Here is a 23,280-nt window from a genome sequence, read left to right as displayed (position 1 = left end):
ATTAAATGCAAATTATTTCTGTCATAAATCAAAAGGGTGGGGTAGGAAAAACCACTACTGTCATAAATCTTGCCGCTGGATTATCACAATTAGAAAAAAAAATTTTGGTTATTGATCTAGACCCTCAGGGAAACGCAACTACAGGTCTTGGATTATCTAATATAGAAAATTCAAGTGATACAATTTATGGTGTATTGAATGGAACTAAAGAAATTTATCAGGTAATAAAGAAAACTCAGTTTGAAAATTTGGATTTGATAACATCAAATGTAGATCTATCAGGTTTGGAGGTTGAAACAGCCGATGATGCTAATAGAGCATTTATTTTGAAGCGTAAATTAACCGCTTATTTAAACACTTCTAGAGAATCTTATGATTATATATTAATTGATTGTCCCCCATCACTTAGCTTATTGACTGTAATGGCTCTAGTATGTTCAGGCTCTCTACTGGTCCCTTTGCAGACAGAATTTTTTGCTCTTGAGGGTCTAACGCAGTTAATGAAAACGATCGAGAGAATAAAAGTAAGTTTAAACCCGGAATTAAAAATCAGAGGAATACTTTTAACGATGTATGACAAAAGAAATAAGCTGTCTTCTCAAGTTGAAAAAGAAGCTAGAGATTATTTTAGTGAAAAAGTTTACTCAACTGTAATACCAAGAAATGTTAGATTGTCGGAGGCACCGTCGCATGGGATGCCAGTATTAATTTATGATAAATCATGTCCAGGCAGTAAGTCTTATTTTAATTTCACTGATGAATTTATTAACCAAGAGTCAACAATAGGGAGTGCTGCTTAATGGATAAAATTAAAAAAGGTCTTGGAAGAGGCTTGTCGTCATTAATAGGTGAAGCAAAAGTAGAGCCTCAAACTAATCAGTTACAAATTAGCGATCTTGTTCCAAATAAATATCAACCGAGAAAAATATTTGATGAAAATAATTTAATTGATTTAACAAATTCTATCAAAGAGAGAGGAATGATACAGCCAATCATTGTTAGGAAATCAAATGATGATAATACAAAATTTGAAATAATAGCAGGAGAGAGAAGGTGGCTTGCAGCACAAAGAGCCGGTCTTCATAATGTTCCAGTGGTCGTCACTGAAGCCGATGATTTAAAATCTTTAGAATTTGCAATTGTTGAAAATGTTCAAAGACATGATTTAAATCCCCTTGAAGAGGCTCAAGGTTATAAAAGATTAATAGAAGAGTTTTCTTATGATCAAGAAAAAGTATCAAAATTTATTGGAAAAAGTAGAAGTCATATTACGAATTCTTTAAGACTTTTAACTTTACCAGATGAAGTAATAAAATTAATTGAAGCTCAAAAATTAACAGCAGGTCATGCAAAAATTTTGGTTGGTCTTGATAATGCAAGTTTTGTTGCAAACAAAATTATTGAAAAAAAATTATCTGTAAGACAATCAGAAAACTTTGTTAAAATTTTTAAAATTAGAAAAAAACCAAGTTTAATTAAAGACACAAATATCGTAGCTCTTGAATTGTCTATATCAAATAAAATTGGATTAAATGTAGATATCCAAAACAATAAAAGAAATAAGGGTAAAATAAGTATTGAATATAAAGATTTAGATCAATTAAATAAAATTATTGATATAATCAAATCTAATTACTAACTTTTTTGGAAACTAGATTTAAAATAAAATCTGAGACTAAATTAGTTGAATTTTCGTAATTTTTTTTAATTTTTAGCTCAACCTCTGTTATTTTGTAGAGTGTTTCTTTAAGCGCTCTTGGAGTCCAATTTAAAATTTGTTGTTTTGTAATTTCTTTTTCTTTCCAAAAAATTGGTGGTTTAGCAGAAGAAATTGTTAGATTTAAATTTTGATTCTTTTCAAATTCCTTTAATAATCTTAAAATTGTTTTTGATTTAATTAAAAATGATCTCATAATTATAATACTGTCTTCGTTATTGAAATTATTTTCATTTAAAATTTTCAGAGTTTTACGCTTATTATGAGCCAAACAACTATCAACAAGCTCAAATATACTATGATTTTCAATCAAATTGGTTAGTTTGAATATAGTTTCATTGTCAATTTTTTTCCCATTTCTTGAATAATTTTCTAATTTTTCTAATTCCGATAAAAAAAATTTACGGTCACCATTACATTTGCTTGCAATTAAATTAATATTTGAAATCGAAATATTAATTTTTCTTTTTTTAATAAACTCATATCCTATCTTTGAGAGAGTTTCTTCATTATCAGGATAGAATGGAATACATATACAATTTTTTGCTTTTTCAAAAAAAGATCTTAATTTGGATTTTTTATCCAACATATCTGAATCTAAAATAATTATAATATCTGATAATTCTTTGTTAAATAATTCAGATAAAATTAAATATAATTTGTCTGTTGCTCTTTTAATTAGAATAACCCTTTCATTTTCAAAAAGAGATGTTGAAAGTAAACTCTCAAAAAAAGAGTTTGGGTTATTTAAAATATCTTTTTCATCATAAGAAGAAGTAAGTTTTTTTTCTTTTAAAATATTTTTTAATTCATTTTGTTTTAGTCCTTCATTTGCCCCATAAAGAAGAATAAATGGACTATAATTAAAATCTATATTTTTCGTTTCGTATGATTTAATAATCATCTAAAAGTGCTAATTCAGTAATTATTTGATTATATATTTCTGAACTAAAGTTTTGCTTCGTCAAAATTTCATTTTTTTCTTCTTCAAATTCGTCTTCGATACTGTCCATATTTTTTTTGGAAGAAATTTGAATTTCTTTTATTAGTCTATTATTAGAAAAAACTTTAACAGAAGTAGTATTTGATAATTTATAACTTGAAACTTTTGCAGTTTTGTCTTTTGTTAATATGCTTTTCTTGTAATCAGTGCTTATTTCTAAGGAAAATGTTTTTTCAAATTTTTTATTTTTAAACTGTTTTAAGTTTGAATTTAAATAATTATTAATTGTTCTGTCACCAGTAAGTTTCAAAGAATTTAATGAAAAATCACTGTTTACTTTTTTTGAATAAATAGGTTCGAAACCACAATTGTTAAGAAATAATGTAATAAATATTATATAAAAAATTTTTCTACACATTTAATTTAACATTAAATTACTATATTTATTAGTCTACCTGGAACAAGTATTGTTCTTTTAATGGATTTATTTTCTAAATAAATGCTCATTTTTTTTTCTCTTTTAATCATTTCAAGTAATTCTTTTTCATTATTATCTTTATCAACTTTTATAATTCCTCTAGTTTTACCATTTATTTGTATTACAAGATTTACTTCATCCTTAATTAACACTTTTTTATTAACTTTAGGCCAACTTTCAGAATGCTTTAGTCCTTTAGTTTTTAACATTTCTAAACATTCACTTACAAAATGTGGCATTACAGGACTCATCGCAACAAGAATTTTACTATAATTTTCGATCCAATTATTTTTATCTATTTTGTCATTTGTAATTTTGTTTATTAATCTGTAAGTTTCATGGAAGTTTGCAATAATTTTGTTGTAACTAAAATTTTCAATGTTTTTTTCAACATTCTCAATAAATTGATTAGATATTTTTTCTAGATCATTATTTTTATTTATTGGATGATTTTTATCAATCTCACTTAAAATCTTCTGATTTAATACCCATAATTTCTGAACAAATTTGAATGACGAATTCATGCCCTCATCTGACCATTGAACATCTTTTTCGGGAGGACTATCTGATAATATAAATAATCTAACCGAGTCTGCTCCATAGTTTTCAATTATTTGCTCTGGGTCTATTGTGTTTTTTTTTGATTTAGACATTGACTCAGATGCGCCAATCTTGATTTGTTGCGACTGATCTGAAGCAAGAAATTTTTTCCCATTTATTGAAATAATTTCATCTGGACTTACCCAATTATTATTTTGATCTTTATAAGTTTCATGACAAACCATCCCTTGTGTAAATAGTCCTTTAAAAGGTTCTTTAATTACAAAATTTTCATTTTCAAAAGAGAGAGCATGCATAAAAAATCTTGAATATAATAAATGGAGTATAGCATGTTCAACACCGCCAATATATTGATCTACTGGCATCCAGTATTTTATTTCTTCATTGTTAAATCCATAATTAGAATTATGTGGAGAGCAGAATCTTAAAAAATACCAAGAAGAATCAACAAAAGTATCCAACGTATCAGTTTCTTTGGTATACTCTTTCCCATCGAATGAAATTTTTTTCCAGTCATTCATTTCATCTAAAGGATTTCCTGATGAAGCGAATTTATTTATCTCTGGTAATTTTATAGGAAGAAGTTCTTTTGGAATTTTAGTTGGATTTCCATTTTCATCGTAGGCTATTGGTATTGGGCATCCCCAATATCTTTGTCTTGAGATCCCCCAATCTTTGAGTCTAAAGTTTGTTTTTCTTTTTCCAATATTATTTTTTTCAATATAATCTATTGCTTTTGAAATAGATTCTGTTGGTACTTTAAAACCATCAAAAAATTTAGAATTAAATAAAATTCCTTTATCTGTGTAGGCTTTATTTTTTATCGTAAAATTTGTCTCACCATCTGGTCTAACAACAGGAGTAATATTTAAATTATATTTTATTGCAAAATCCAAATCTCTTTGATCATGAGCAGGACAACCAAAGACTGCACCTAATCCATAATCCATTAAAACAAAATTTGCAAAATAAACAGGAACTTTTACTGCTGGATCTAAAGGATTTATAGCCATTAAATCAGTCTTAAAGCCAAGTTTTTCTGCCACTGCTATTGATTCTTCAGTAGTACCTGTTTTTGAGCATTCTTCTTTAAATTTTATAAATTCAGGATCTGACTTGTAGTGATTTGCTACAGGGTGGTCTACAGATAAAGCCAAAAAAGACATACCAAAAAGAGTATCTGGTCTAGTAGTATAACACTTGATTTCATCAATTTGTTTATTTGATTGAATTTTGAAATTTATCTCACAGCCAAACGACCTACCTATCCAATTTTTTTGCATAACTTTTACTTTGTTTGGCCATTCATTAAGTGACTCAAGGCCATCAAGCAGTTCACTAGAAAATTTAGTTATGTTAAAAAACCATTGATTTAACTTTCTTCTCTCTACCGTTGCCCCAGACCTCCATCCTTTTCCATCTATTACTTGTTCATTGGCTAAAACTGTTTTCTCTACAGGGTCCCAGTTAACATAGTTTTCTTTTCTATAGACTAGTCCCTTATCATAAAGTTCTAAAAAAAATTCTTGTTGATGTTTATAATAATCATCTGAACAAGTTGATATTTCTCTATCCCAATCAATAGAAAGTCCAAGCTTTTTTAGTTGAGATTTCATTGTTGCAATATTAGACTCAGTCCAATCTTTTGGACTTAAATTATTTTGTCTTGCTGCATTTTCGGCAGGCATTCCGAAAGAGTCCCATCCCATAGGATGTAGCACGTTATATCCTTGTAGTGCTTTGTATCTAGCTAAAACATCGCCAATTGTATAATTTCTAACGTGTCCCATATGAATCTTTCCTGATGGATAAGGAAACATTTCTAGGCAATAAAATTTTTTTTTATTTTTTTCTACTTTTGCTGAAAATATTTTTTGGCTTTCCCAGTAGCTTTGCCATTTATTTTCGATAATTTTAAAATTATATCTTTCCACAAAATTAACTTGAATTTTTTATTTTGAGATAAATCTACTCTTATTTCTTTTCTTTTTTTTACCCTGATTTTGTTCTTTGTACAGTGCTGCTTTTTTTAGTATTTCTTTTTTAAGTTCTTGAACCAAACTATTTTGTTCAGTTATTTTGCAATTCAATAAATTGTCTAAACATTTTTTATTAAACACTTTTATATCTAACGAATCTGACCTAATTTCGTTTGTTAGAAATCGAATTGAAATTTTAATACTTTCATTTTGGCTAGAATTATCTGTATACCAGTCTGTAATAATTATACCGCCACTGTAATTTACAGAAGATAGTGGCATAAAATCAATAACATCTAGAGATGCTCTCCATAATTCATTGGAGCTTGCAAATTGAAAATTTCCACCCATCAAATTTTTCTCTTGATCAAATAATTTAAAACTTCTTCCTTCTTGAATATTTTTTTGAACTCTGTCATTTACGTTTGGTGGAACTTTTCTAGCATCAACTTTTTTATAAATTCCACAACCTGTAATAACTGTAAAAACTAGTAAAATTATTGCTAGTTTTGTATATTTTATTAAAATATTCATAATATATTGACTAATTAACACGAATATCTATGAATTATAGTAATTATTCTGTGATATTATTGCAACACTTTAGTTTAAAAATTAGAAAATTATCAATTAAAATAAATTTTATATAAAAATAAGATAATTTTCGGATGTTATTAATATTAATAATTAAACAAAGGAGACATTAATGACAAACATTAAAAAAATAGGACTTACAGCGTTAGCTGGATCTCTTATTGCAACTACTGCAATGGCTGGTTCTTTATCAGTTAGTGGTGGTGCAAAACTATCTCACACTACAAAAGGTGGAACTTCTGACCCTGCAACTGGTAACAACTGGGGTATGCAGAAAGCTATGACTTTTTCTGGTGGTGGTGAACTAGATAACGGTCATTCTGTATCATTAACTCACGTAATGACAGTTGAAGGTGCTCAATCTTCATCTTTATTAACTTATGATATGGGTGATGCTGGTAAAATTATGTTTACTGACGGTGCTGGTGGATTAGGTATCGCTGGTATTGATGATTTAATGCCAACTGCTGTAGAAGAGCCATGGGATGGTCTTGGTGGAACTAAAAACGGTTACGTTTCACAAGCATCAAGTGGTTTTGAATACACAAACACTTCTGTTGATGGTGTTAAAATAGAAATCGGTTACGGTACTAGCCAAGCAGCTAATGACGATGGTGGAGTATCAGGAACTGGTGCTACTAATTCATCTGACTCTGTAGCTGTACAATACACTGGTATTGAAGGTGCTAATATTTTCTTTGGTACTGGAACTTTAGGTGGTGCAACTGAAACTGATGTGGATACTGTAGGTGCTACTTACTCAATGGGTGGAGCAACTTTTGGTGTTCAATCATCAACTGTTGATCCTGCAGCTACTGCTGAGGAAGAAACTCTTGCATACAGTGTTTCATTTGCAGTAAATGATGATTTATCAATTTCATATGGTGAGTCGACTACTGAACTTTCTGGATCTGTAGATCAAGAAATCAAAGGTATATCTATTGGTTACTCAATGGGTGGTCTATCTGTAGCGATGCATGCAAATGAAGGTGATAACATTGGTAACACAGCAAATAACTACAAACACACTGAGTTATCTGTATCTTTTGCATTCTAATTGTTGAAAGACAAATATTTAAAGGGCCTAAGTTTCTTAGGCCCTTTTTTTTATTCAGATATTTTATTTAAAAAACCTAAATATTTTAAATAATTTTCACTAAGATTTACTGATTTTTTATAAATAGGGTTTCTAGCCTGTTCAATACTTACAGTTCTTATTCCAGTTTTATTTTTTGTATGATCTAGACAATTTTCATCCCATTCTAAGTTACAAAATTGGATAAGTTTTTTTGTTTCCTCAACTGGATTATTTACTAATTTTTCATAATGACAGTCATATATGTAGCCTGGCATTTTTGTATGCCAAAATACCATTAATTCCTTATATAAATCTATAAATTTCACCAAATATTCTTGATTATAGCTCCAAGGTAATGCCCACCCTTCGTATGTATTTCTATAAATAGACAAAGCGGTGTCTTTTAAGTTTCTTTTACAATGAATAATTTTAGCTGTAGGGAACAGAATGTTTATAAAGCCCAGCCAACAAAGATTAAGAGGTGCTTTGTCTAAAATAATTAAATTATTATGGTATTGTTTAAATAAATTTAATATCTCTGCTCTTAAATTTTTCTTAAACTCATTCTGCTTATTGTCAAAATTAACCATATTTTTAATAAAATCATCATTTTCAAATTTTTTTACAAATATGTTTTTTAATATTGGAGACTCACCAGCTCCAAATACTCCTGAATGTGATGATATAATTTGATGTGTTAAAGTAGTGCCGGATCTAGGCAATCCAACAATAAATATTAATTCTGGTTTTTTGGACGAAGTATTTTTTTCAAATGTAAAATTTTTAAAAATATGTTTTGGTTTGGTTAAATATATAGTTTGTTTTTCAAAATCAAAATTTTTAATTGAGGCAAATTTTAGATCATTAGCCATTATAAAGTATTTTGAGGACATTTCAGGATTGTTTTGATCAGAAAATGATTTAGCTAAAGCAAAACAAAGTATCATCTTATCATTTTGAGATATGTTCTCTTTATTTAATTTTTCTAACATTTCTTTTTGATGTGTTTGATCATCGTCATACTTATGAATAGAGCTATACAATTGATCTGCATAAACATTTTGAGGAAATTCGTTATGTATATTTCTCAAAATTTTTTTTGATTTTTCGAAATCTCCAATCATTTGATAACTGCTTGCTAGATTGATTTGCACAAATTGATTTTTGTTATTTATATTTAAAGCCTTATTGTAATAATCAATGGCTTCAGAATTTTGATTTAAATCTTTTAAAACATTTGCGTAATTTACCAACGCATTAAAGTTGTTTTGATCTGACTGTAAAACTTTTTCAAGGGTTTTTTTTGCTTCGTTGAATTTTTCTTGTAGTCGATATGTGGCTCCTAAATTTACTAAAATACTTGAATCATTAGGTATAGCCTTTAGCCCTGATTCAAATGTCTTTTCTGCAAATTCTAGATTATTAAGTTGTTTGTAGGACAAACCAATTAAATTATAAAGTATTGGTTGATTGGAATATTTTTTTAATAAAATTTTTGCTTTTCTGATTACTTTTTCAAAATCACCTTTTTCAAAATAATTTTGTAATTTTTTAATTTCCTTAGTAATGAAAAAAATATCTTCTCTGGTAATCATATTAATTAATTTTGAAAGTATGATATTCCTGCTATTCCATATGGTTTAATTAGATTAATTTTTTTTATATTATCTTTATTTATACCACCTAAACAAATTATTTTTTTTTTTGTTCTTTTAGATAAGTTTATAAATTTATAAATACCCAACCCTTTTTTGTTTTTTTTTGACACAAATAATGGAGATAAAAATAAATAATCAACATTTTGAAGCTCTTTAGTTCTTATTTCTTTTAAATTATGTGCCGACCCTATTAATGTGAATTTTTTTTTAAGATGGTAAGAATTAATTTTAAAATCACTATTAAAGGCAGGAATATACGCACCATCTAAATTAAGTTTTAAAGCCAATTTAATGTTGTTTGCTAAATATAATTTATAATTAAGTTTTTTACATAGTTTTTTAGTTTTAATTATTGAATCTATACCTAAAGGATATTTATAATTTCTAAAAATAATCGAAGTTGTTTTTGGCAGATTATTAATTAAATTAAAATTATAGTTATTTATAAAACAATATAAATTAAAATGCATACTACTATTAATAATTTAGAACATATAAAAAAAAAACTAGTTAATTATTCAAAAGCAAAGATTATAGCTGTAAGTAAGACTTTTAACCAAGAACATATAGTGCCTCTTTTAGAATATGGTCATAAAGATTTTGGTGAAAATAAAGTGCAAGAAGCATTACAAAAATGGCCAAGTTTGAAACAAAAATATAACGATATCAATTTACACATGATTGGTAAATTACAAACGAACAAAGTGAAATTTTTATTTCCATATTTTGATTATATGCATTCACTAGATAATATGAAATTGGCTGAGAAAATTTCAAAAGAAGAAAATAAACATAATAAAAAAATAAAAATATTTATTCAGGTAAACTTGGGACATGAGGACCAAAAAAATGGAGTTTCAATTAAAGAATTACCAACTTTATATAATTATGCCACAAAAGACCTTAAATTAAATATAATTGGACTAATGTGTATACCACCACAAAGTGGGCTAACATCAAAATATTTTAATGAACTAAAAGATTTAAATAATCAGCTTAGTTTAAAAGAATTAAGTATGGGCATGTCCAATGATTATCTTGAGGCTGCAAATATTGGGGCCACATATTTAAGAATAGGATCTAGTATTTTTGGGAATAGATTTTAAATAATTTTAATTTTTGTATTTTCATCAATTAACTTTAACATAATTAAAAAATCTTTTTTGGCTAAAGCTATACATCCTGCAGTAGGTTTATAATTTTTAGTTAAATGAATGAATATACAACTACCCAATCCAACGATAGGCTTTTTAAAGTTATATTTTATTGGAATTATCAAATCATATTTATCATCATTTCTTTTTAATTTTTCGTGTTTTATCTTACTCTTAATTTTAATTAGTTTGTTGTACGTGGCATGATATCTAACGTCGTCACTCCATCCCATATTTTTTTTGATTTCTATACACCTAAGTTTACATTCGGGTTTTTCTATTTTATCTTTTCTAAAGTATAAATGTTGAATACCAAATGTTCCTTTTGGTGTCTTCTTATCACCTTCTTTTTTTGATTTTGAGAGACCATTTTTTCCTATGACACATTTAAAGAAAAAATCTTTAATTTTAAGTGTATGTTTATTTTTTAATACAATTGTCATATGTTATTATTATGAGCAGTAAGAATTTAATAGTTTATCAATTAAGTCCTTTATTTCAAATTTTAAAGGAAATTGATCTAGAATTAAATTTAAATGTTATTGAAATTAAAGATGAAAAGAATTTATCAATTAAAATTAAAAATCTTACCAATTATCTTGTTTTAACAACTAAACAAATATCTAATATACAGAATCAACATATTTTAAATACGCATCCTGTAAAATTATTTAGACTTATAGAAAAAATTAATATTTTATTTATTAAAAACCAATTCAACAATCAATCTAAAATCAAAATAAACAACTATATTCTTAATTTAAACTCAAGAGAAATTTTTAATGAAAAAAATAAATTAAAACTTACCGAGAAAGAGGTTAATATAATTTCTTATTTACATCAAAAACAAACTCCAGTTAGTATAGATGAGTTGGAGTTAAATGTTTGGAATTATCAAAAACAAATTGAAACACATACTGTAGAGACTCACATTTATAGACTTAGAAAAAAAATTTTAAAAATTTTCAAAGATCAAAATTTTATAATCAACAACAAAAATGGCTATCAAATTCAATAAAAAAAATCCAGTAGCTAGAGATCTATTTACAAAAAAATACAAATCAAAAATTGTTAAACCAAAAAAGGGTAAGGGAAGTTTTAAGCGAAAAAAAAGTTAATATTATAGTCTTGCCCCAAATTGTTGAATTACTTTTGATGACATCTCAGTCCCTTTTTCTAAGCTTTCTTTAATAGAAAATTTATTTAAATATCCATGTAAAAATCCTGCTGCAAAAAGATCACCAGCACCTGTAAGATCAACAATATTTAAATTTTTTTGTATGTTGCTTTCAGCAACTTCATCACCTTTAATTGCAATGGCGCCTTTTTCTCCTCTTGTTATAATTACTAATTTATGAAGCTGTTTTGAAAAGTTTATAACCTCATCAAAATTTTTTGCTTCAATTAATGAGATGATTTCTTGCTCGTTTGCAAAGGTTATATCAATTTTATTTTTTACTAAGTTTAAAAAGTGAGGTTTATGTCTATCTACGCAAAACAGATCAGATAAAGACATAGCGATTTTATTTGCGTTATCTATAGCTTTATCAAATGCTTTCTTAGGTCCACCCTCATCCCATAAGTAACCTTCTAAAAATATTATCTCACTGTTTTTAACAGCATCAATACTAACATCGTTTTCATTAATTTTTCCTGCAGTTCCTAGAAAAGTACACATTGTTCTCTCAGAATCTGGGGTGATTAAAATCAAACAACTACCTGTTGGTAATTTTTCTTTTTTCTTTGAATAAAAATAATCTACATTTTCATGCTTTAGACCTTTTTCATATTTATCTCCAAAGTCATCATCAGAAACTTTTCCAATAAAACCTACTTTATTTCCAAGTTGAGATAGTCCAACTATAGAATTGGCCACAGAACCTCCAGAAACAGTTTTTTCAATTTTAAGATTTTTTAATAAATTTTCAAATTCACTTTCATCAAAAAATAATTTCATTGTACTTTTTGTAAGATTGTTTTGAGAAATAAAGTTATCATCAACTCTACAGATAACATCTACTATTGCATTTCCTATTCCTAAAATATTCATATTAAGCTTTTTTGGTAATAACAGGTTTTCTTCTTTTTGGATAGCAACTAGTGCATATTTTGCATTTTAAACCAAAACAATCTCTGGCTTTGCAATATTCTCTTCCATAAAAAATTATTTGTAAATGTAGTTTAGACCATATTTTTTGAGGAAATATTCTTTTCAAGTCTTTCTCAGTTTGGACTACATTTTCTCCATTTGTTAAACCCCATCTTTGTGCAAGTCTATGGATATGCGTATCAACTGCAAAAGCTGGAAGTCCAAAACCTTGAGACATCACGACACTCGCTGTTTTATGTCCTACCCCTGGTAATTGTTCCAATTCCTTAAAGGTTTTTGGCACTTTACCCTTGTGTTTTTCTAAAACTTGTTTTGACATTAGATAAATGCTTTTTGCTTTAATTCTAAAAATACCAATTTTCCTAATTAATTTTTCAATTTTTTTTCTTCCTAATTTTACAAAGTGTTCTGGTTTATAGTATTTTGGATATATATCTTTTGTAACATTATTTACATTTACATCAGTACATTGTGCTGAAAGTAATACAGAGATTAATAGTGTAAAAGTATTTTTACTTTTTAGAGGAACAGGGGTTTTAGGATAAATTTTATTGAGAGTTTTAACGATTATTTTTGCTTTTTGTTTTTCATTCATTATGAGAAGTTAAGCAAGTCTCTCATTGAATATAGGCCTGGTTTTTTTTTCATTAACCACTCAGAAGCAGCTAAGGCACCATCTGAGTAAAGAGCTCTATCAAAAGCCTCATGATTTAATGTAATTATTTCTTTTCCACTTGAGAATTTTACCTCGTGTTCTCCAATTATTTCTCCTTTTCTTATAGAATTAAAATTAATTTTGTTACCATAAGGAAATGTTTTTTTATTTAAATATTTTTTTCCAATTAAATCATACAAATTTTTATTTTTTCCATCAGCAATTCCTTTACCAAGCATCAGTGCAGTACCAGAAGGATAATCTTTTTTATGTTTGTGGTGTACTTCAAGTATTTTGCTCAAGTATTCATCATTCAATGATTTTGAAGCAATCTCAGTTAAATACATTAATAAATTTACACCAAGGCTCATATTACCAGCTTTTAAAATAGATATTTTTTTTGAATACTTTTTGATTTGATTTTCTTGACTTCTGGTAAATCCAGTAGTTCCAATCACTATTTTTTTCTTAAGTTTAGAGGCTATTTTTAATATTTCCAGGGTGCATTCAGGGATAGTAAAATCAATAATTATATCTGTTTTTTTAAATGCATTTTCAGAATTAAACTCAGGTTTAATTCCATTAAATCTCTTATTTACTGTTCTGTTTTCTGTAAGCGCAACTAGTTTAAAATTTTTATTTTTTATTGAAGATTTAATTAGCTGCTGGCCCATCCTACCCATACATCCTGAAATAGCTAAATTAATTTTCTTCATAACTTTTTAACATTAAAAACATTTTTTTTCTGTAAATGGACAAGTTGTAATATGTGCTACTCCTTTAACAGTTCCTGTAACTACTTTTGTAGTCGTTGCAACAGTTTCGTCCACTACTGTTAATGCTGTTGTGCATCCCTGGATAAAAAATGTAAGCAAAACTAAAGTAATAATGTTTTTCAAAAAAATGTTCATTTAGAAGTAAATTATGTAAACAATGAAAAATCTTACCACTATTGACTAGTTTTTCCAGAAACTTTTTGCTTTTTCAAAAAATTTTTTAATACTTGGATTTGATTTGTCATTTTCAATTTCTCTAAATTGTTCTAATAATTCTTTCTGTTTCTTATTTAAGTAAACGGGTACCTCCGTTTTTACCTGTACATATAAATCACCAAAATCACCTCTTCTCATAAAAGGCATCCCTTTTCCTTTTAATCTAAATTGTTTACCATTTTGAGTTCCATCAGGTATTTTTATTTTTGCTTTTCCGCCATCAATAGTTGGGATTTCAATAGTAGTCCCTAAGGCAGCATCAGCTAGAGATAGAGGAAATTCAAAAAATAAATTCTCATCTGATCTTTTAAATAGGTCGTGTGAGTTGATGTTAATAAATAAATAAAGATCTCCTGTTGCGCCACCTCTAGTTCCAGCTTCACCTTTACCAGCTAACCTTATTCTAGTTCCATCATCTACTCCCTTGGGAATTGTTACAGATATTTTTTTTGATGCTTGTTTTTTACCTTGACCGTTACAATCATTACAAGGATTAGTAATTTCTTCTCCATTGCCATTACATTGTGGGCAAGTTTGTTGAACTGTAAAGAAACCTTGATTAGATCTTATTCTACCATTACCCCCACAGTATGAACATCTATCAGGAGAATAACCTGGTTTAGATCCATTCCCTTTACATGTCCCACATTGTTCTGTTGTAGAGAATTTAATGTCCTGTTTCTTTCCGTGATAAGCATCCTCAAGTGAAATTGTTAAATCATATCTTAGGTCAGAACCTCGATTGTTAGACTTCCTACTTCTTGATCTTCCACCGCCTCCAAAATCTCCAAAGAAATCCTCAAAAATATCTGAAAAATCTGCACCACTGAATCCCCCAAAACCTCCCCCTGGTCTACCACCACCATTTTCAAATGCTGCGTGACCAAAATTATCGTAGTTTTGTTTTTTTTCTTTATCTGAAAGAATTCCGTAGGCTTCACTAGCCTCTTTAAATTTTTCCTCAGCAGCACTGTCTCCTGGATTTTTATCAGGATGATATTTTACTGCTAATTTTCTATATGCGGATTTTAATTCTTCAGGACTTGCGCTTTTGTTAACGCCTAGGACATCATAATAGTCTCTTTTAGCCATCAAATTACCCCAGACAGTTAAATGTCAATTTAAGCGCTTTTTTCCTTATTTTCGTCTTTTACTTCTTCGAAATCAGCATCAACAACATTCTCGTCTTTTTTGCCTGCATCATTTCCACCATCATCTTTACCAGATTCAGGTTTTGCATTTTGTTGCGATTTATAGATTGCTTCTCCAAGTTTCATTGAAGCTTGAACTAAAGCTTCAGTTTTTTTCTTGATATCCTCAATATCTTCACTTTTTAAGGCTTCTTTTAAAGAAGATGAAGCGTCTTCAATTGCTTTTTTCTCTGCATCTGAAACTTTTGTTCCATGTTCTTTTAAATTTTTCTCAGTAGAGTGAATTAAAGTGTCTGCCTGATTTCTAACATCAACGGACTCTCTTTTCTTTTTGTCAGCTTCCTTGTTAGCTTCAGCATCTTTAACCATTTTTTCAATTTCTTCATCACTTAATCCACCTGATGCTTGAATTTGAATTTTTTGTTCTTTACCAGTTCCTTTATCTTTTGCAGAAACATTCACAATACCATTAGCATCAATATCAAAAGTAACTTCAATTTGAGGCACTCCTCTCGGAGCCGGCGCAATACCTACTAGCTCGAAGTTTCCAAGCAATTTATTATCAGTAGCCATTTCTCTCTCACCTTGCAGCACTCTAATAGAAACAGCTGGTTGATTATCTTCAGCAGTTGAGAAAACTTGGCTTTTTTTTGTTGGTATTGTTGTGTTTTTATCAATTAATTTTGTAGAAACTCCACCTAAAGTTTCGATTCCCAGAGACAATGGGGTAACATCCAACAATAGAACATCCTTTACATCTCCTTGCAATACTCCTGCTTGGATAGCCGCGCCCATTGCAACAACTTCATCGGGATTTACACTTTTGTTTGGATCTTTACCAAAGAAGTTTTTTACCTCTTCAATAACTTTTGGCATTCTTGTCATACCACCTACCATTACAACTTCATCAATCTCACTTGCATTAATTCCAGCGTCTTTCAAAGCTGTTTTACAAGGAGGTAAAGTTTTAGCAATTAAGTCCTCTACAAGAGCTTCAAGTTTTGCTCTAGTCATTTTTAAATTAATATGTTTTGGACCTGTTTTATCAGCTGTGATAAATGGTAAGTTAATATCAGTTTGTTCAGCTGATGATAATTCAATTTTTGCTTTCTCAGCGGCTTCCTTTAATCTCTGCAGCGCGAGTTTATCAGATTTTAGATCAATTCCATTATCCTTCTTAAATTCAGAGATTAAATAATCAACAACAGCATTATCAAAATCTTCACCTCCTAAAAAAGTATCTCCATTAGTAGATTTAACTTCAAAAACACCATCACCAAGCTCTAGAATAGAAACATCAAAAGTTCCACCACCTAAATCATACACAGCGATTTTTTTATTTTGTTTTTTATCTAGACCATAGGCAAGGGATGCAGCTGTAGGCTCATTAATAATTCTTAAAACTTCAAGTCCTGCAATTTTACCTGCATCTTTTGTTGCTTGTCTTTGAGCATCATTAAAGTATGCTGGCACAGTAATAACTGCTTTTTCTACAGATTGTCCTAAATATTTTTCTGCAGTTTCTTTCATTTTCTGAAGAATAAATGCTGAGATTTGTGAAGGTGAGTATTTTTCACCTTTAGCTTCAATCCATGCATCGCCCTTTTCAGATTTAACAATCCTAAAAGGGGCTGCTTCTACATCTTTTTTAACAGTTGGATCATCAAAGTTTCTTCCAATTAATCTTTTAACTGCAAAAATAGTATTTTCAGGATTAGTAACAGCTTGTCTCTTAGCTGGTTGACCAATTAATTTTTCATTTTCATCAGTGAATGCGACTACCGAAGGAGTTGTTCTTGCACCCTCAGCATTTTCTAAAACTTTAGCTTGAGTCCCTTCCATTATGGCAACACAAGAATTAGTTGTTCCTAAATCAATTCCAATTATTTTACTCATTATTATTTGCTCTCTTTCGTCATATAGGGTTTAAATTTAAAACTACAAGTTGACCTCATAATTATTTGTCCTCTGAATTTTCCTTAATTTCCTCGGTTTTTTCATCTTTTTTTGTTACTTTTTTTGACACTCCTACTAACGAAGGTCTAAGTAACCTATCTTTTATGGTAAAACCTTTTTGAATTTCCTGAATAATTGTACCTGGTTCTTTTGTATCATCTTCTATTTCCATCATAGCTTGATGAAAATTTGGATCTAATTTTTTGTTAAGACTATCAATTGGTTTAATATTATTTTTTTCAAATATAGAGATCAGATCTTTTTTAATTATATCTAAGTGCTCTAAAGTTTTTTTTAAAGCTTCTGTGTCTTTAAGTTTTTCATCATTTTCTAAAACATGTTTGGATCGATCTAAATTATCAATTAAATTTAATGCCTCTTTAGCAAAACTATAACCACCATACTCAAATGCATCCTCTTTTTCTTTTTCAAATCTTCTTCTCTGATTTTCCATTTCAGCAAAAGTTCTAGCAACTTTATCCTCAAGCTCAGCAATCTTTTCTTCTGGGGTAGGCTCTTTAACTTCTTCTTTTGGTTCTTGATTTACTTCTTGTTGGTCTTCGCCTTTTGGATTTTCATCAGATTTAGCAGTTTCTTTATCCACATTATCATTTTGGCTTTGATTAGTGTTAATTTGGCTTTCTTCTTTTTCCATAACCACTTATATGGTAAGGATTTTAATAATTTCTAGATGCTTAAACAAAAAATTAATAGTTTACTAATCGGTACAAATAATAAGGGTAAATTAAGAGAAATCAGAAGCTTGTTGCCAAAAAATATTAAAATTTACTCAACTTCACAGTATAATCTAAAAAGTCCAGCAGAAAATGGTAAAACTTTCAGGGAAAATTCGTTAATTAAATCAAAATATTTTTCAAAAAAAACAAAATTAATCTGTTTGGCGGATGATTCTGGTCTTGAGATAGACCTTTTAGATAAAAAACCTGGAATTTTTTCAGCCCGTTGGGGTGGAAAACGTGGAGATTTTAATAAAGCCATAAAAAGAGTTTATAGAGAGTTAAATAAAAAAGATAAAAATTGGAAAAATAAAAAAATTAAAGCCAGATTTGTCTGCGCTTTATCTATTTCTTTTTTAAATAAAAAAATTGCATGTGTATTAGGAAAAGTAGATGGTGAAATTTCAAATGAACCAAGAGGTAAAAACGGATTTGGTTATGATCCAATTTTTATTCCATCTAAAGAGATAAAAACTTTTAGTGAAATGAAACCTTCTCACAAATATAAAATAGATCATAGATATCAGGCTTTTAAAAAACTTAAAAAATTTCTATAAGTTCTTGATTTTCTATTTTATAAAAATTTAATTTGTGATTAATCTTATTATTTTTAATATCAAAAATTCCTATTTTGCCTTTAAAAGAATTTTTTCTTTGAAAAATTTTGTTTAGTTTTTTTAGATCAGTATTTAAGGACAAATAATAGACAAGACCAACAAGATCATAACTTAAAAGAGATAGATGAGAGGGGTCCTCACCAAATGCATTAAAATATTTTATTTTGTAATCATCAAAATTATTTTTATTGATTGATGGATAATATAAAGGTTGAATATCAGTTTGTTTTAACAAACCTTCATCAAACCATTGGTTTAAAGCAATAAAATATTTATTTTCAGGCAAAACATCTGTGTATAGTAAAGAAGTTGCTACACTTTTTAAACTTTCATCAAAATCAGCAATTACAACTGCATCAAAATTTAAATTACCCAAAGTGTATTTTTTTTCCAAATTTCTTATTTTTATTTTCTTGTTTGGTTCATTAGAATTTTTAATTCTATTAATTTCATCCTCCAAGTTTTTTTTTCTAATTTTGTAATTTGTAATATCCTCTATTTGTTTTGTTAATTTTGTTGGCTCGGTGTTATACTCATAATTCTTATAAATTTTAATTTTAGAGTTTTTCAAACCTTTTTTAACTTCAAATTCATAATTAGTTATAGGAGTTAAAAAAAGCGTTCTTTGAATATTATTTATCTCTAGAAATTTTTTTATTGTATTTATTTGTGATGTTGAGTTTATTCCTGCTGAAATAACATTTTTTGGAAGATCTAACGTCTTATTTGTTAAGGATAAAAAGATTAAATTTTCCATCTCATCTAAGTAAGTCAGGCTTTCATGAAAGACAGGTCCTATTACAACTTTTATACCCATTTGACTCAATTCAAATGCCGATTTGAGTGTTTGATTTGCTCGTGAGGCAGTATCTTTTGGAAAAATTTCTATTTGATTATTATTAATGTCTTTTACAGCAAGACTGACTGCTTTTATTATAGATTTTCCAATATCTTTATTTGGACCAGTCATAGGAACTAGTAATCCTATTTTTATTTTCTCATTTGCTTTAGCTGTTTGAAAAAATAAACAAACAAAGCTTACAAAAATTATATAAAGAATTTTAATAAGTTTTATCATTTTAATGTTATTATAAATTTTTTTAGCTAAATTATGATAATTAAACCACAATCTAAAATAAAAGATTATCAAAGTGGACTTTACTTAGTTTCAACTCCCCTAGGAAATTTAGACGATATTACACTAAGGGCAATAGAAACATTAAAAAAATCTGATTTTATACTATGTGAGGATACTAGAGTTTCAAAAATTCTAATGAATAAATATGAAATAAAATCAGACCTGATATCAAATCATAAATTTAATGAAAAAAAAAATATTAGTAAAATAATAAATTTTTTAAAATCAGGAAAAATCATTTCAATAATCTCTGATGCTGGTACGCCAAGTATTTCTGATCCAGGAGAAATTTTAATTAATTCTTGTATCGATGAGAATATTGCTATTTTCCCAATACCTGGACCCTCAGCTGTTTCTACTGCAATCTCAATAAGTGGTTTTTCTGATAAGTTTTTGTTTTATGGGTTTTTTCCTGAAAAAAAAAATGAAATATCAAATGAATTAAAACGTCTTTCAGAATTTAATCATTCTTTGGTTTTTTTTGTTTCTTTTAAAAAAATTAATAAAATTATACCAGAGTTAAAAAAATATTTTTCTGGAAGAAAAATTATATTTTGTAGGGAGATGACTAAATTATATGAGGAATTTATTAGAGATAATGTAGATGACTTAAAACCTTTTGAAAAAGAACCTAAAGGTGAGTGTACGGTTGTAATATCTGAAAAAAAAGATGGAAAAATTAATTCACATAAATTAAGTGAATCAGATAAAGTTATAATAAATAAAATGATAAATAAATTTTCAATAAGAGAAATTACTCAAATTATTAGTTCAAACAAAAATGTGCCAAAAAAAGTGATTTATGATTACTGTTTAAAATTAAAAAATGAAATTTAAGTTTTTAGTACTAATTTTTTTTGCAATTGTGTTGTCAGGATGTGCAGCTGGTGTAGCATCAAAGGGAATTTTAGGAAGTGGGGTGTCTGTTGCTTTAGATCCAAGAACAGTGGGTACTCAAATTGATGATTCTATTATGCAAAAAAGTATTACGACAAAAATCCTTGCTAAAGATAAAAAATATTTTTTAGCTGTTAAAACTAAAGTATTAGATGGAAGAATTTTTATCACTGGAAAAGTAAATACACCAGAAGAAAAATTACACATAACGAAAATTGCATGGGAAACTAAAGGTGCTAGATCAGTAAGAAATGATATTAAAATAAAAGAAGAGTTTAATTTAAAACAATCAGCAAAAGATTTATTAATAACTTCACAATTAAGAACTGCTTTAATTGTAAACAAAAATATTAAAGCTACAAATTTCCAAATCGATACCCACAAAAGTAAAATTTATATTTATGGAATAGCATTGACCGCAGAAGAAAAAGAGCTGGTAATTAGTGAAGCAGAAGAAATTCTAGATGTAGAGGATGTCATTGCAAGTATTTTGTTAGTAGAAGATTTAAGAATACAAAGAGAATAGTTATTTCTTATAATCTATAATTTCAGAAGAGTATGCAGCGACAGATGCAAGATTTAAAATTTCAGACGTTGAAGATCTTAATGGAGCAATTTCAATTGGAAGCCCAAGCCCGATTAGTAATGGGCCTATGACTTTTGCATCTCCAATAGTTTTCATCAACTTGTATGAAATTGCTGCACTGTGTTGTCCTGGCATTATTAGGATATTTGCTTTTCCAACAATTTTTGCGAATGGATACAATTCCTGATAATCAGAATTAAGAGCTACATCTGGCTGCATGTCACCATCAAATTCAAAGTCAACCTCTCTTTCTTTTAGAATTTCTACTGAGCTTCTAATGTGTTTTGTTCTGCTGGTTAAAGGTTGTCCAAAAGTTGAATGCGATACAAATGCAACCTTAGGATTAAATCCAAAAAGCCTTACTACTCTTGCTGCAGAAGTGGCTATATCTGCCATTTGTTCAGAAGTTGGGTATTCATGAACACTTGTGTCACCAATAAAAATAGTTCTTCCTTTATGCACAATCATATTTAGACCATACATAATCTCGCCTTTACGAACATCCACAACTTGCTTAATTTTTTCTAATGAAGCTCCAAAACGCCTAGTGTTTCCAGTCACTGCACCATCTGCATCTCCGCAGGCAACCATACTAGTAGCCCATATAACTCTATCATTTCTTACCATTCTATCACAATCACGTTCTAATAATCCTTGTTCTCTCTGTAATTTTTTAAATAATTGACCAACATATTTTTTTCTCTTTTGCTCATCTTTTGAATTTGTAATTTCAATATCGAAGTTTTCACTAAAACCAATTTTTTTTAATTGTTCTTTTATTCTACTTTCTTTTCCAACTAATATTGGAATACCAAGCTTATTTTTTTTGAAAGCTATTGCTGCTTTCAAAGTGTTCTCGTCTTCACCATCAGCAAATACAATTTTTTTCTGATTTTTTTTTATAAAAGAATTTATTCCTTGCATGATTGTAACAGTAGGATCCAATCTTTGTTTTAGTTGTTCTCGATAAATATCAAAATTTTCAATTTTTTTTCTAGCTACACCACTATCTATTGCTGCTTTAGCTACTGCTGATGGAATTACACTTATTAACCTTGGATCAAAAGTAGATGGAATAATATAATCTTTTCCATAATGAGGTCTTTCGCCACCCATTGCTGCTGCTACTTCGTCAGGAACATCTTCTCTAGCAAGCTTAGCTATAGCTTCAGCAGCTGCAACCTTCATTTCTTCATTTATAATTTTTGATCTAACATCGAGAGCACCTCTAAATATGTATGGAAATCCAATAAGATTATTTACTTGGTTTGGATAATCTGATCTACCAGTTGCTATAATTGCATCATCTCTTACCTCGTTAATTTCTTCTGGTGTTATCTCTGGATCTGGATTAGCACAAGCAAATATAATTGGATTTTTTGCCATGGTTTTTACTAATTCTTTTTTTAATGCACCTTTAGCTGAAAGACCTAAAAAAACATCGGCACCATTAATAGCTTCTGCTAAAGTTCTATTTTTAGTTTCAATGGCATGTCTTGATTTCCATTGATCTATTCCTTCCGTTCTTCCCTTATAAATAACACCTTTTCTATCTAGCATGGTGACATTTTCATGAGGAACCCCTGAACTTTTAAATAATTCGGTACAAGCTATAGCAGAAGCTCCCGCACCATTTACAACAACTTTTATATCTTTAATAGACTTGCCACTTATATCTAAGGCATTAATTAATGCCGCTGTTGTTATAATTGCTGTACCATGTTGATCATCATGAAAAACTGGAATGTCCAAAATTTCTTTTAATTTTTGCTCAATAATAAAACAATCAGGAGCAGCTATGTCTTCTAAATTAATTCCACCAAAACTCGGTGCAAAATTTTTAATTGAGTTGATAATCTCATCAGAGTTTTTTGAATCTATCTCCAAATCTATTGAATCAATATCAGCAAATCTCTTAAATAATACAGCCTTTCCTTCCATTACAGGTTTTGAGGCAAGTGCTCCCAAATCTCCCATTCCTAAAATTGCTGAACCATTACTAATTACTGCAACCAAATTTCCTTTACTAGTGTAATCATATGCAGCTTCAGGATTTTCACTAATTTTTTTAACTGGAGCGGCCACTCCTGGAGAATATGCTAAAGCAAGATCTCGTTTAGTTGTCATGTTTTTAGATGATCTGATTTCAATTTTTCCAGGTCTTCTATCTTTATGAAAATCTAAAGCTTCTTTGTCAGTGTAATGGTCAATTTTTGTTTTTTTCATTTCTCTAGAAGTCAAAGTTAAATATTTTTTGTAATTTTTAATATTTTTATTAT

At 28.6% G+C, this 23,280-nt stretch carries 24 protein-coding genes; 8 read left to right on the top strand and 16 right to left on the bottom strand.

Going from position 1 to position 23,280, the window contains the following annotated elements; all coding sequences use genetic code 11:
• The first annotated feature begins 5 nt into the window (after nucleotides 1-5).
• Nucleotides 6-800, top strand: a complete 795-nt coding sequence (locus tag ACTTBN_RS05445; protein ID WP_440681381.1) for a ParA family protein — start codon at nucleotides 6-8, stop codon at nucleotides 798-800.
• Complete coding sequence (locus ACTTBN_RS05440) at nucleotides 800-1,639, top strand: ParB/RepB/Spo0J family partition protein (RefSeq protein ID WP_440681380.1); 840 nt, start codon at nucleotides 800-802, stop codon at nucleotides 1,637-1,639. The genes ACTTBN_RS05445 and ACTTBN_RS05440 overlap by 1 nt, the downstream gene beginning before the upstream one ends.
• Here ACTTBN_RS05440 and holA read toward each other — a convergent pair.
• The 4 genes from holA to ACTTBN_RS05420 are packed head-to-tail and all read right to left on the bottom strand — an operon-like array spanning nucleotide 1,629 to nucleotide 6,212.
• Nucleotides 1,629-2,621, bottom strand: coding sequence for a DNA polymerase III subunit delta (holA, locus tag ACTTBN_RS05435; protein ID WP_440681379.1), 993 nt, complete (start codon nucleotides 2,619-2,621; stop codon nucleotides 1,629-1,631). The genes ACTTBN_RS05440 and holA overlap by 11 nt on opposite strands.
• Entirely contained in the window at nucleotides 2,611-3,078 is a 468-nt protein-coding gene (locus tag ACTTBN_RS05430; protein ID WP_440681378.1) for a hypothetical protein, read from the bottom strand. Before ACTTBN_RS05430 ends, holA begins: the two co-directional genes overlap by 11 nt.
• Before the next feature lie 11 nt (nucleotides 3,079-3,089).
• Nucleotides 3,090-5,633, bottom strand: a complete 2,544-nt coding sequence (gene leuS / locus ACTTBN_RS05425; protein WP_440681377.1) for a leucine--tRNA ligase — start codon at nucleotides 5,631-5,633, stop codon at nucleotides 3,090-3,092.
• Between the two features lie 18 nt (nucleotides 5,634-5,651).
• A complete protein-coding gene (locus ACTTBN_RS05420) occupies nucleotides 5,652-6,212 on the bottom strand; it encodes a DUF3576 domain-containing protein (protein ID WP_440681376.1) in 561 nt (186 codons plus the stop codon).
• A gap of 172 nt (nucleotides 6,213-6,384) precedes the next feature.
• On the opposite strand from ACTTBN_RS05420, the gene ACTTBN_RS05415 reads away from it, so the two are divergent.
• Complete coding sequence (locus ACTTBN_RS05415; RefSeq protein ID WP_440681375.1) at nucleotides 6,385-7,329, top strand: hypothetical protein; 945 nt, start codon at nucleotides 6,385-6,387, stop codon at nucleotides 7,327-7,329.
• Nucleotides 7,330-7,379: 50 nt separating this feature from the next.
• Here the strand turns inward: ACTTBN_RS05415 and ACTTBN_RS05410 are convergent, their stop codons facing one another.
• Both ACTTBN_RS05410 and ACTTBN_RS05405 read right to left on the bottom strand, forming a co-directional pair.
• Nucleotides 7,380-8,945 (bottom strand): tetratricopeptide repeat-containing sulfotransferase family protein, encoded by a 1,566-nt coding sequence (locus tag ACTTBN_RS05410; RefSeq protein WP_440681374.1) that lies wholly within the window; start codon nucleotides 8,943-8,945, stop codon nucleotides 7,380-7,382.
• Nucleotides 8,946-8,950: 5 nt separating this feature from the next.
• Nucleotides 8,951-9,478, bottom strand: a complete 528-nt coding sequence (locus ACTTBN_RS05405; protein ID WP_440681373.1) for a thiamine phosphate synthase — start codon at nucleotides 9,476-9,478, stop codon at nucleotides 8,951-8,953.
• Between ACTTBN_RS05405 and ACTTBN_RS05400 the strand changes: the two genes are divergently transcribed.
• Nucleotides 9,473-10,114 carry a YggS family pyridoxal phosphate-dependent enzyme gene (locus ACTTBN_RS05400; RefSeq protein ID WP_440681372.1) on the top strand — a complete coding sequence of 214 codons (642 nt, stop codon included), beginning with the start codon at nucleotides 9,473-9,475 and terminating at the stop codon, nucleotides 10,112-10,114. The genes ACTTBN_RS05405 and ACTTBN_RS05400 overlap by 6 nt on opposite strands.
• Here ACTTBN_RS05400 and ACTTBN_RS05395 read toward each other — a convergent pair.
• Nucleotides 10,111-10,605 carry a L,D-transpeptidase family protein gene (locus ACTTBN_RS05395; RefSeq protein WP_440681371.1) on the bottom strand — a complete coding sequence of 165 codons (495 nt, stop codon included), beginning with the start codon at nucleotides 10,603-10,605 and terminating at the stop codon, nucleotides 10,111-10,113. The genes ACTTBN_RS05400 and ACTTBN_RS05395 overlap by 4 nt on opposite strands.
• Before the next feature lie 11 nt (nucleotides 10,606-10,616).
• On the opposite strand from ACTTBN_RS05395, the gene ACTTBN_RS05390 reads away from it, so the two are divergent.
• Entirely contained in the window at nucleotides 10,617-11,180 is a 564-nt protein-coding gene (locus ACTTBN_RS05390) for a winged helix-turn-helix domain-containing protein (protein ID WP_440681370.1), read from the top strand.
• A 102-nt stretch (nucleotides 11,181-11,282) separates the two neighbouring features.
• Here ACTTBN_RS05390 and ACTTBN_RS05385 read toward each other — a convergent pair whose 3' ends face one another.
• The 7 genes from ACTTBN_RS05385 to ACTTBN_RS05355 form a co-directional block, all read right to left on the bottom strand.
• Complete coding sequence (locus ACTTBN_RS05385; RefSeq protein WP_440681369.1) at nucleotides 11,283-12,212, bottom strand: adenosine kinase; 930 nt, start codon at nucleotides 12,210-12,212, stop codon at nucleotides 11,283-11,285.
• Between the two features lies 1 nt (nucleotide 12,213).
• Nucleotides 12,214-12,867: an endonuclease III gene (nth, locus tag ACTTBN_RS05380; RefSeq protein ID WP_440681368.1), complete on the bottom strand. Its 654-nt coding sequence runs from the start codon at nucleotides 12,865-12,867 to the stop codon at nucleotides 12,214-12,216.
• Nucleotides 12,867-13,643 (bottom strand): 4-hydroxy-tetrahydrodipicolinate reductase, encoded by a 777-nt coding sequence (dapB, locus tag ACTTBN_RS05375; protein WP_440681367.1) that lies wholly within the window; start codon nucleotides 13,641-13,643, stop codon nucleotides 12,867-12,869. The genes nth and dapB overlap by 1 nt, the downstream gene beginning before the upstream one ends.
• Nucleotides 13,644-13,655: 12 nt before the next feature.
• Nucleotides 13,656-13,838: a hypothetical protein gene (locus tag ACTTBN_RS05370; RefSeq protein WP_440681366.1), complete on the bottom strand. Its 183-nt coding sequence runs from the start codon at nucleotides 13,836-13,838 to the stop codon at nucleotides 13,656-13,658.
• A gap of 45 nt (nucleotides 13,839-13,883) precedes the next feature.
• A complete protein-coding gene (dnaJ, locus tag ACTTBN_RS05365; RefSeq protein ID WP_440681365.1) occupies nucleotides 13,884-15,011 on the bottom strand; it encodes a molecular chaperone DnaJ in 1,128 nt (375 codons plus the stop codon).
• A 29-nt stretch (nucleotides 15,012-15,040) separates the two neighbouring features.
• Nucleotides 15,041-16,966 carry a molecular chaperone DnaK gene (gene dnaK, locus ACTTBN_RS05360; protein ID WP_440681364.1) on the bottom strand — a complete coding sequence of 642 codons (1,926 nt, stop codon included), beginning with the start codon at nucleotides 16,964-16,966 and terminating at the stop codon, nucleotides 15,041-15,043.
• Between the two features lie 61 nt (nucleotides 16,967-17,027).
• Entirely contained in the window at nucleotides 17,028-17,681 is a 654-nt protein-coding gene (locus ACTTBN_RS05355) for a nucleotide exchange factor GrpE (protein ID WP_440681363.1), read from the bottom strand.
• Between the two features lie 36 nt (nucleotides 17,682-17,717).
• Here ACTTBN_RS05355 and rdgB point away from each other — a divergent pair, with 36 nt between their 5' ends.
• Nucleotides 17,718-18,320, top strand: coding sequence for an RdgB/HAM1 family non-canonical purine NTP pyrophosphatase (rdgB, locus tag ACTTBN_RS05350; protein WP_440681362.1), 603 nt, complete (start codon nucleotides 17,718-17,720; stop codon nucleotides 18,318-18,320).
• Here rdgB and ACTTBN_RS05345 read toward each other — a convergent pair.
• Nucleotides 18,304-19,458: an ABC transporter substrate-binding protein gene (locus tag ACTTBN_RS05345; RefSeq protein ID WP_440681361.1), complete on the bottom strand. Its 1,155-nt coding sequence runs from the start codon at nucleotides 19,456-19,458 to the stop codon at nucleotides 18,304-18,306. The two genes, rdgB and ACTTBN_RS05345, sit on opposite strands and share 17 nt — an antisense overlap.
• Nucleotides 19,459-19,491: 33 nt before the next feature.
• Between ACTTBN_RS05345 and rsmI the strand changes: the two genes are divergently transcribed.
• Entirely contained in the window at nucleotides 19,492-20,355 is an 864-nt protein-coding gene (gene rsmI / locus ACTTBN_RS05340) for a 16S rRNA (cytidine(1402)-2'-O)-methyltransferase (protein ID WP_440681360.1), read from the top strand.
• The gene (locus ACTTBN_RS05335; protein ID WP_440681359.1) at nucleotides 20,345-20,941 is read left to right on the top strand and encodes a BON domain-containing protein; all 597 of its coding nucleotides are present in this window, start codon (nucleotides 20,345-20,347) and stop codon (nucleotides 20,939-20,941) included. The genes rsmI and ACTTBN_RS05335 overlap by 11 nt, the downstream gene beginning before the upstream one ends.
• Here ACTTBN_RS05335 and ACTTBN_RS05330 read toward each other — a convergent pair whose 3' ends face one another.
• Nucleotides 20,942-23,227 (bottom strand): NADP-dependent malic enzyme, encoded by a 2,286-nt coding sequence (locus ACTTBN_RS05330; protein WP_440681358.1) that lies wholly within the window; start codon nucleotides 23,225-23,227, stop codon nucleotides 20,942-20,944.
• Nucleotides 23,228-23,280 lie beyond the last annotated feature (53 nt).

It is taken from the genome of Candidatus Pelagibacter sp. HIMB1623 (assembly GCF_052047695.1).
Taxonomy (GTDB): domain Bacteria; phylum Pseudomonadota; class Alphaproteobacteria; order Pelagibacterales; family Pelagibacteraceae; genus Pelagibacter.
The sequence above is the reverse complement of the archived record's forward strand: the minus strand, read 5'-3'. Positions and strand labels throughout refer to the sequence as shown.

Coding starts and splice junctions, on each gene's coding strand:
- ACTTBN_RS05390 (WP_440681370.1), top strand. CDS start 10,617: ATGAGCAGTAAGAATTTAATAGTTTATCAATTAAGTCCTTTATTTCAA.
- ACTTBN_RS05420 (WP_440681376.1), bottom strand. CDS start 6,212: ATGAATATTTTAATAAAATATACAAAACTAGCAATAATTTTACTAGTT.
- ACTTBN_RS05410 (WP_440681374.1), bottom strand. CDS start 8,945: ATGATTACCAGAGAAGATATTTTTTTCATTACTAAGGAAATTAAAAAA.
- ACTTBN_RS05395 (WP_440681371.1), bottom strand. CDS start 10,605: ATGACAATTGTATTAAAAAATAAACATACACTTAAAATTAAAGATTTT.
- ACTTBN_RS05330 (WP_440681358.1), bottom strand. CDS start 23,227: ATGAAAAAAACAAAAATTGACCATTACACTGACAAAGAAGCTTTAGAT.
- rdgB (WP_440681362.1), top strand. CDS start 17,718: ATGCTTAAACAAAAAATTAATAGTTTACTAATCGGTACAAATAATAAG.
- ACTTBN_RS05405 (WP_440681373.1), bottom strand. CDS start 9,478: ATGCATTTTAATTTATATTGTTTTATAAATAACTATAATTTTAATTTA.
- ACTTBN_RS05445 (WP_440681381.1), top strand. CDS start 6: ATGCAAATTATTTCTGTCATAAATCAAAAGGGTGGGGTAGGAAAAACC.
- ACTTBN_RS05335 (WP_440681359.1), top strand. CDS start 20,345: ATGAAATTTAAGTTTTTAGTACTAATTTTTTTTGCAATTGTGTTGTCA.
- dapB (WP_440681367.1), bottom strand. CDS start 13,643: ATGAAGAAAATTAATTTAGCTATTTCAGGATGTATGGGTAGGATGGGC.
- ACTTBN_RS05370 (WP_440681366.1), bottom strand. CDS start 13,838: ATGAACATTTTTTTGAAAAACATTATTACTTTAGTTTTGCTTACATTT.
- holA (WP_440681379.1), bottom strand. CDS start 2,621: ATGATTATTAAATCATACGAAACGAAAAATATAGATTTTAATTATAGT.
- ACTTBN_RS05430 (WP_440681378.1), bottom strand. CDS start 3,078: ATGTGTAGAAAAATTTTTTATATAATATTTATTACATTATTTCTTAAC.
- dnaJ (WP_440681365.1), bottom strand. CDS start 15,011: ATGGCTAAAAGAGACTATTATGATGTCCTAGGCGTTAACAAAAGCGCA.
- nth (WP_440681368.1), bottom strand. CDS start 12,867: ATGAATGAAAAACAAAAAGCAAAAATAATCGTTAAAACTCTCAATAAA.
- ACTTBN_RS05440 (WP_440681380.1), top strand. CDS start 800: ATGGATAAAATTAAAAAAGGTCTTGGAAGAGGCTTGTCGTCATTAATA.
- ACTTBN_RS05355 (WP_440681363.1), bottom strand. CDS start 17,681: ATGGAAAAAGAAGAAAGCCAAATTAACACTAATCAAAGCCAAAATGAT.
- ACTTBN_RS05345 (WP_440681361.1), bottom strand. CDS start 19,458: ATGATAAAACTTATTAAAATTCTTTATATAATTTTTGTAAGCTTTGTT.
- ACTTBN_RS05400 (WP_440681372.1), top strand. CDS start 9,473: ATGCATACTACTATTAATAATTTAGAACATATAAAAAAAAAACTAGTT.
- dnaK (WP_440681364.1), bottom strand. CDS start 16,966: ATGAGTAAAATAATTGGAATTGATTTAGGAACAACTAATTCTTGTGTT.
- ACTTBN_RS05385 (WP_440681369.1), bottom strand. CDS start 12,212: ATGAATATTTTAGGAATAGGAAATGCAATAGTAGATGTTATCTGTAGA.
- rsmI (WP_440681360.1), top strand. CDS start 19,492: ATGATAATTAAACCACAATCTAAAATAAAAGATTATCAAAGTGGACTT.
- ACTTBN_RS05415 (WP_440681375.1), top strand. CDS start 6,385: ATGACAAACATTAAAAAAATAGGACTTACAGCGTTAGCTGGATCTCTT.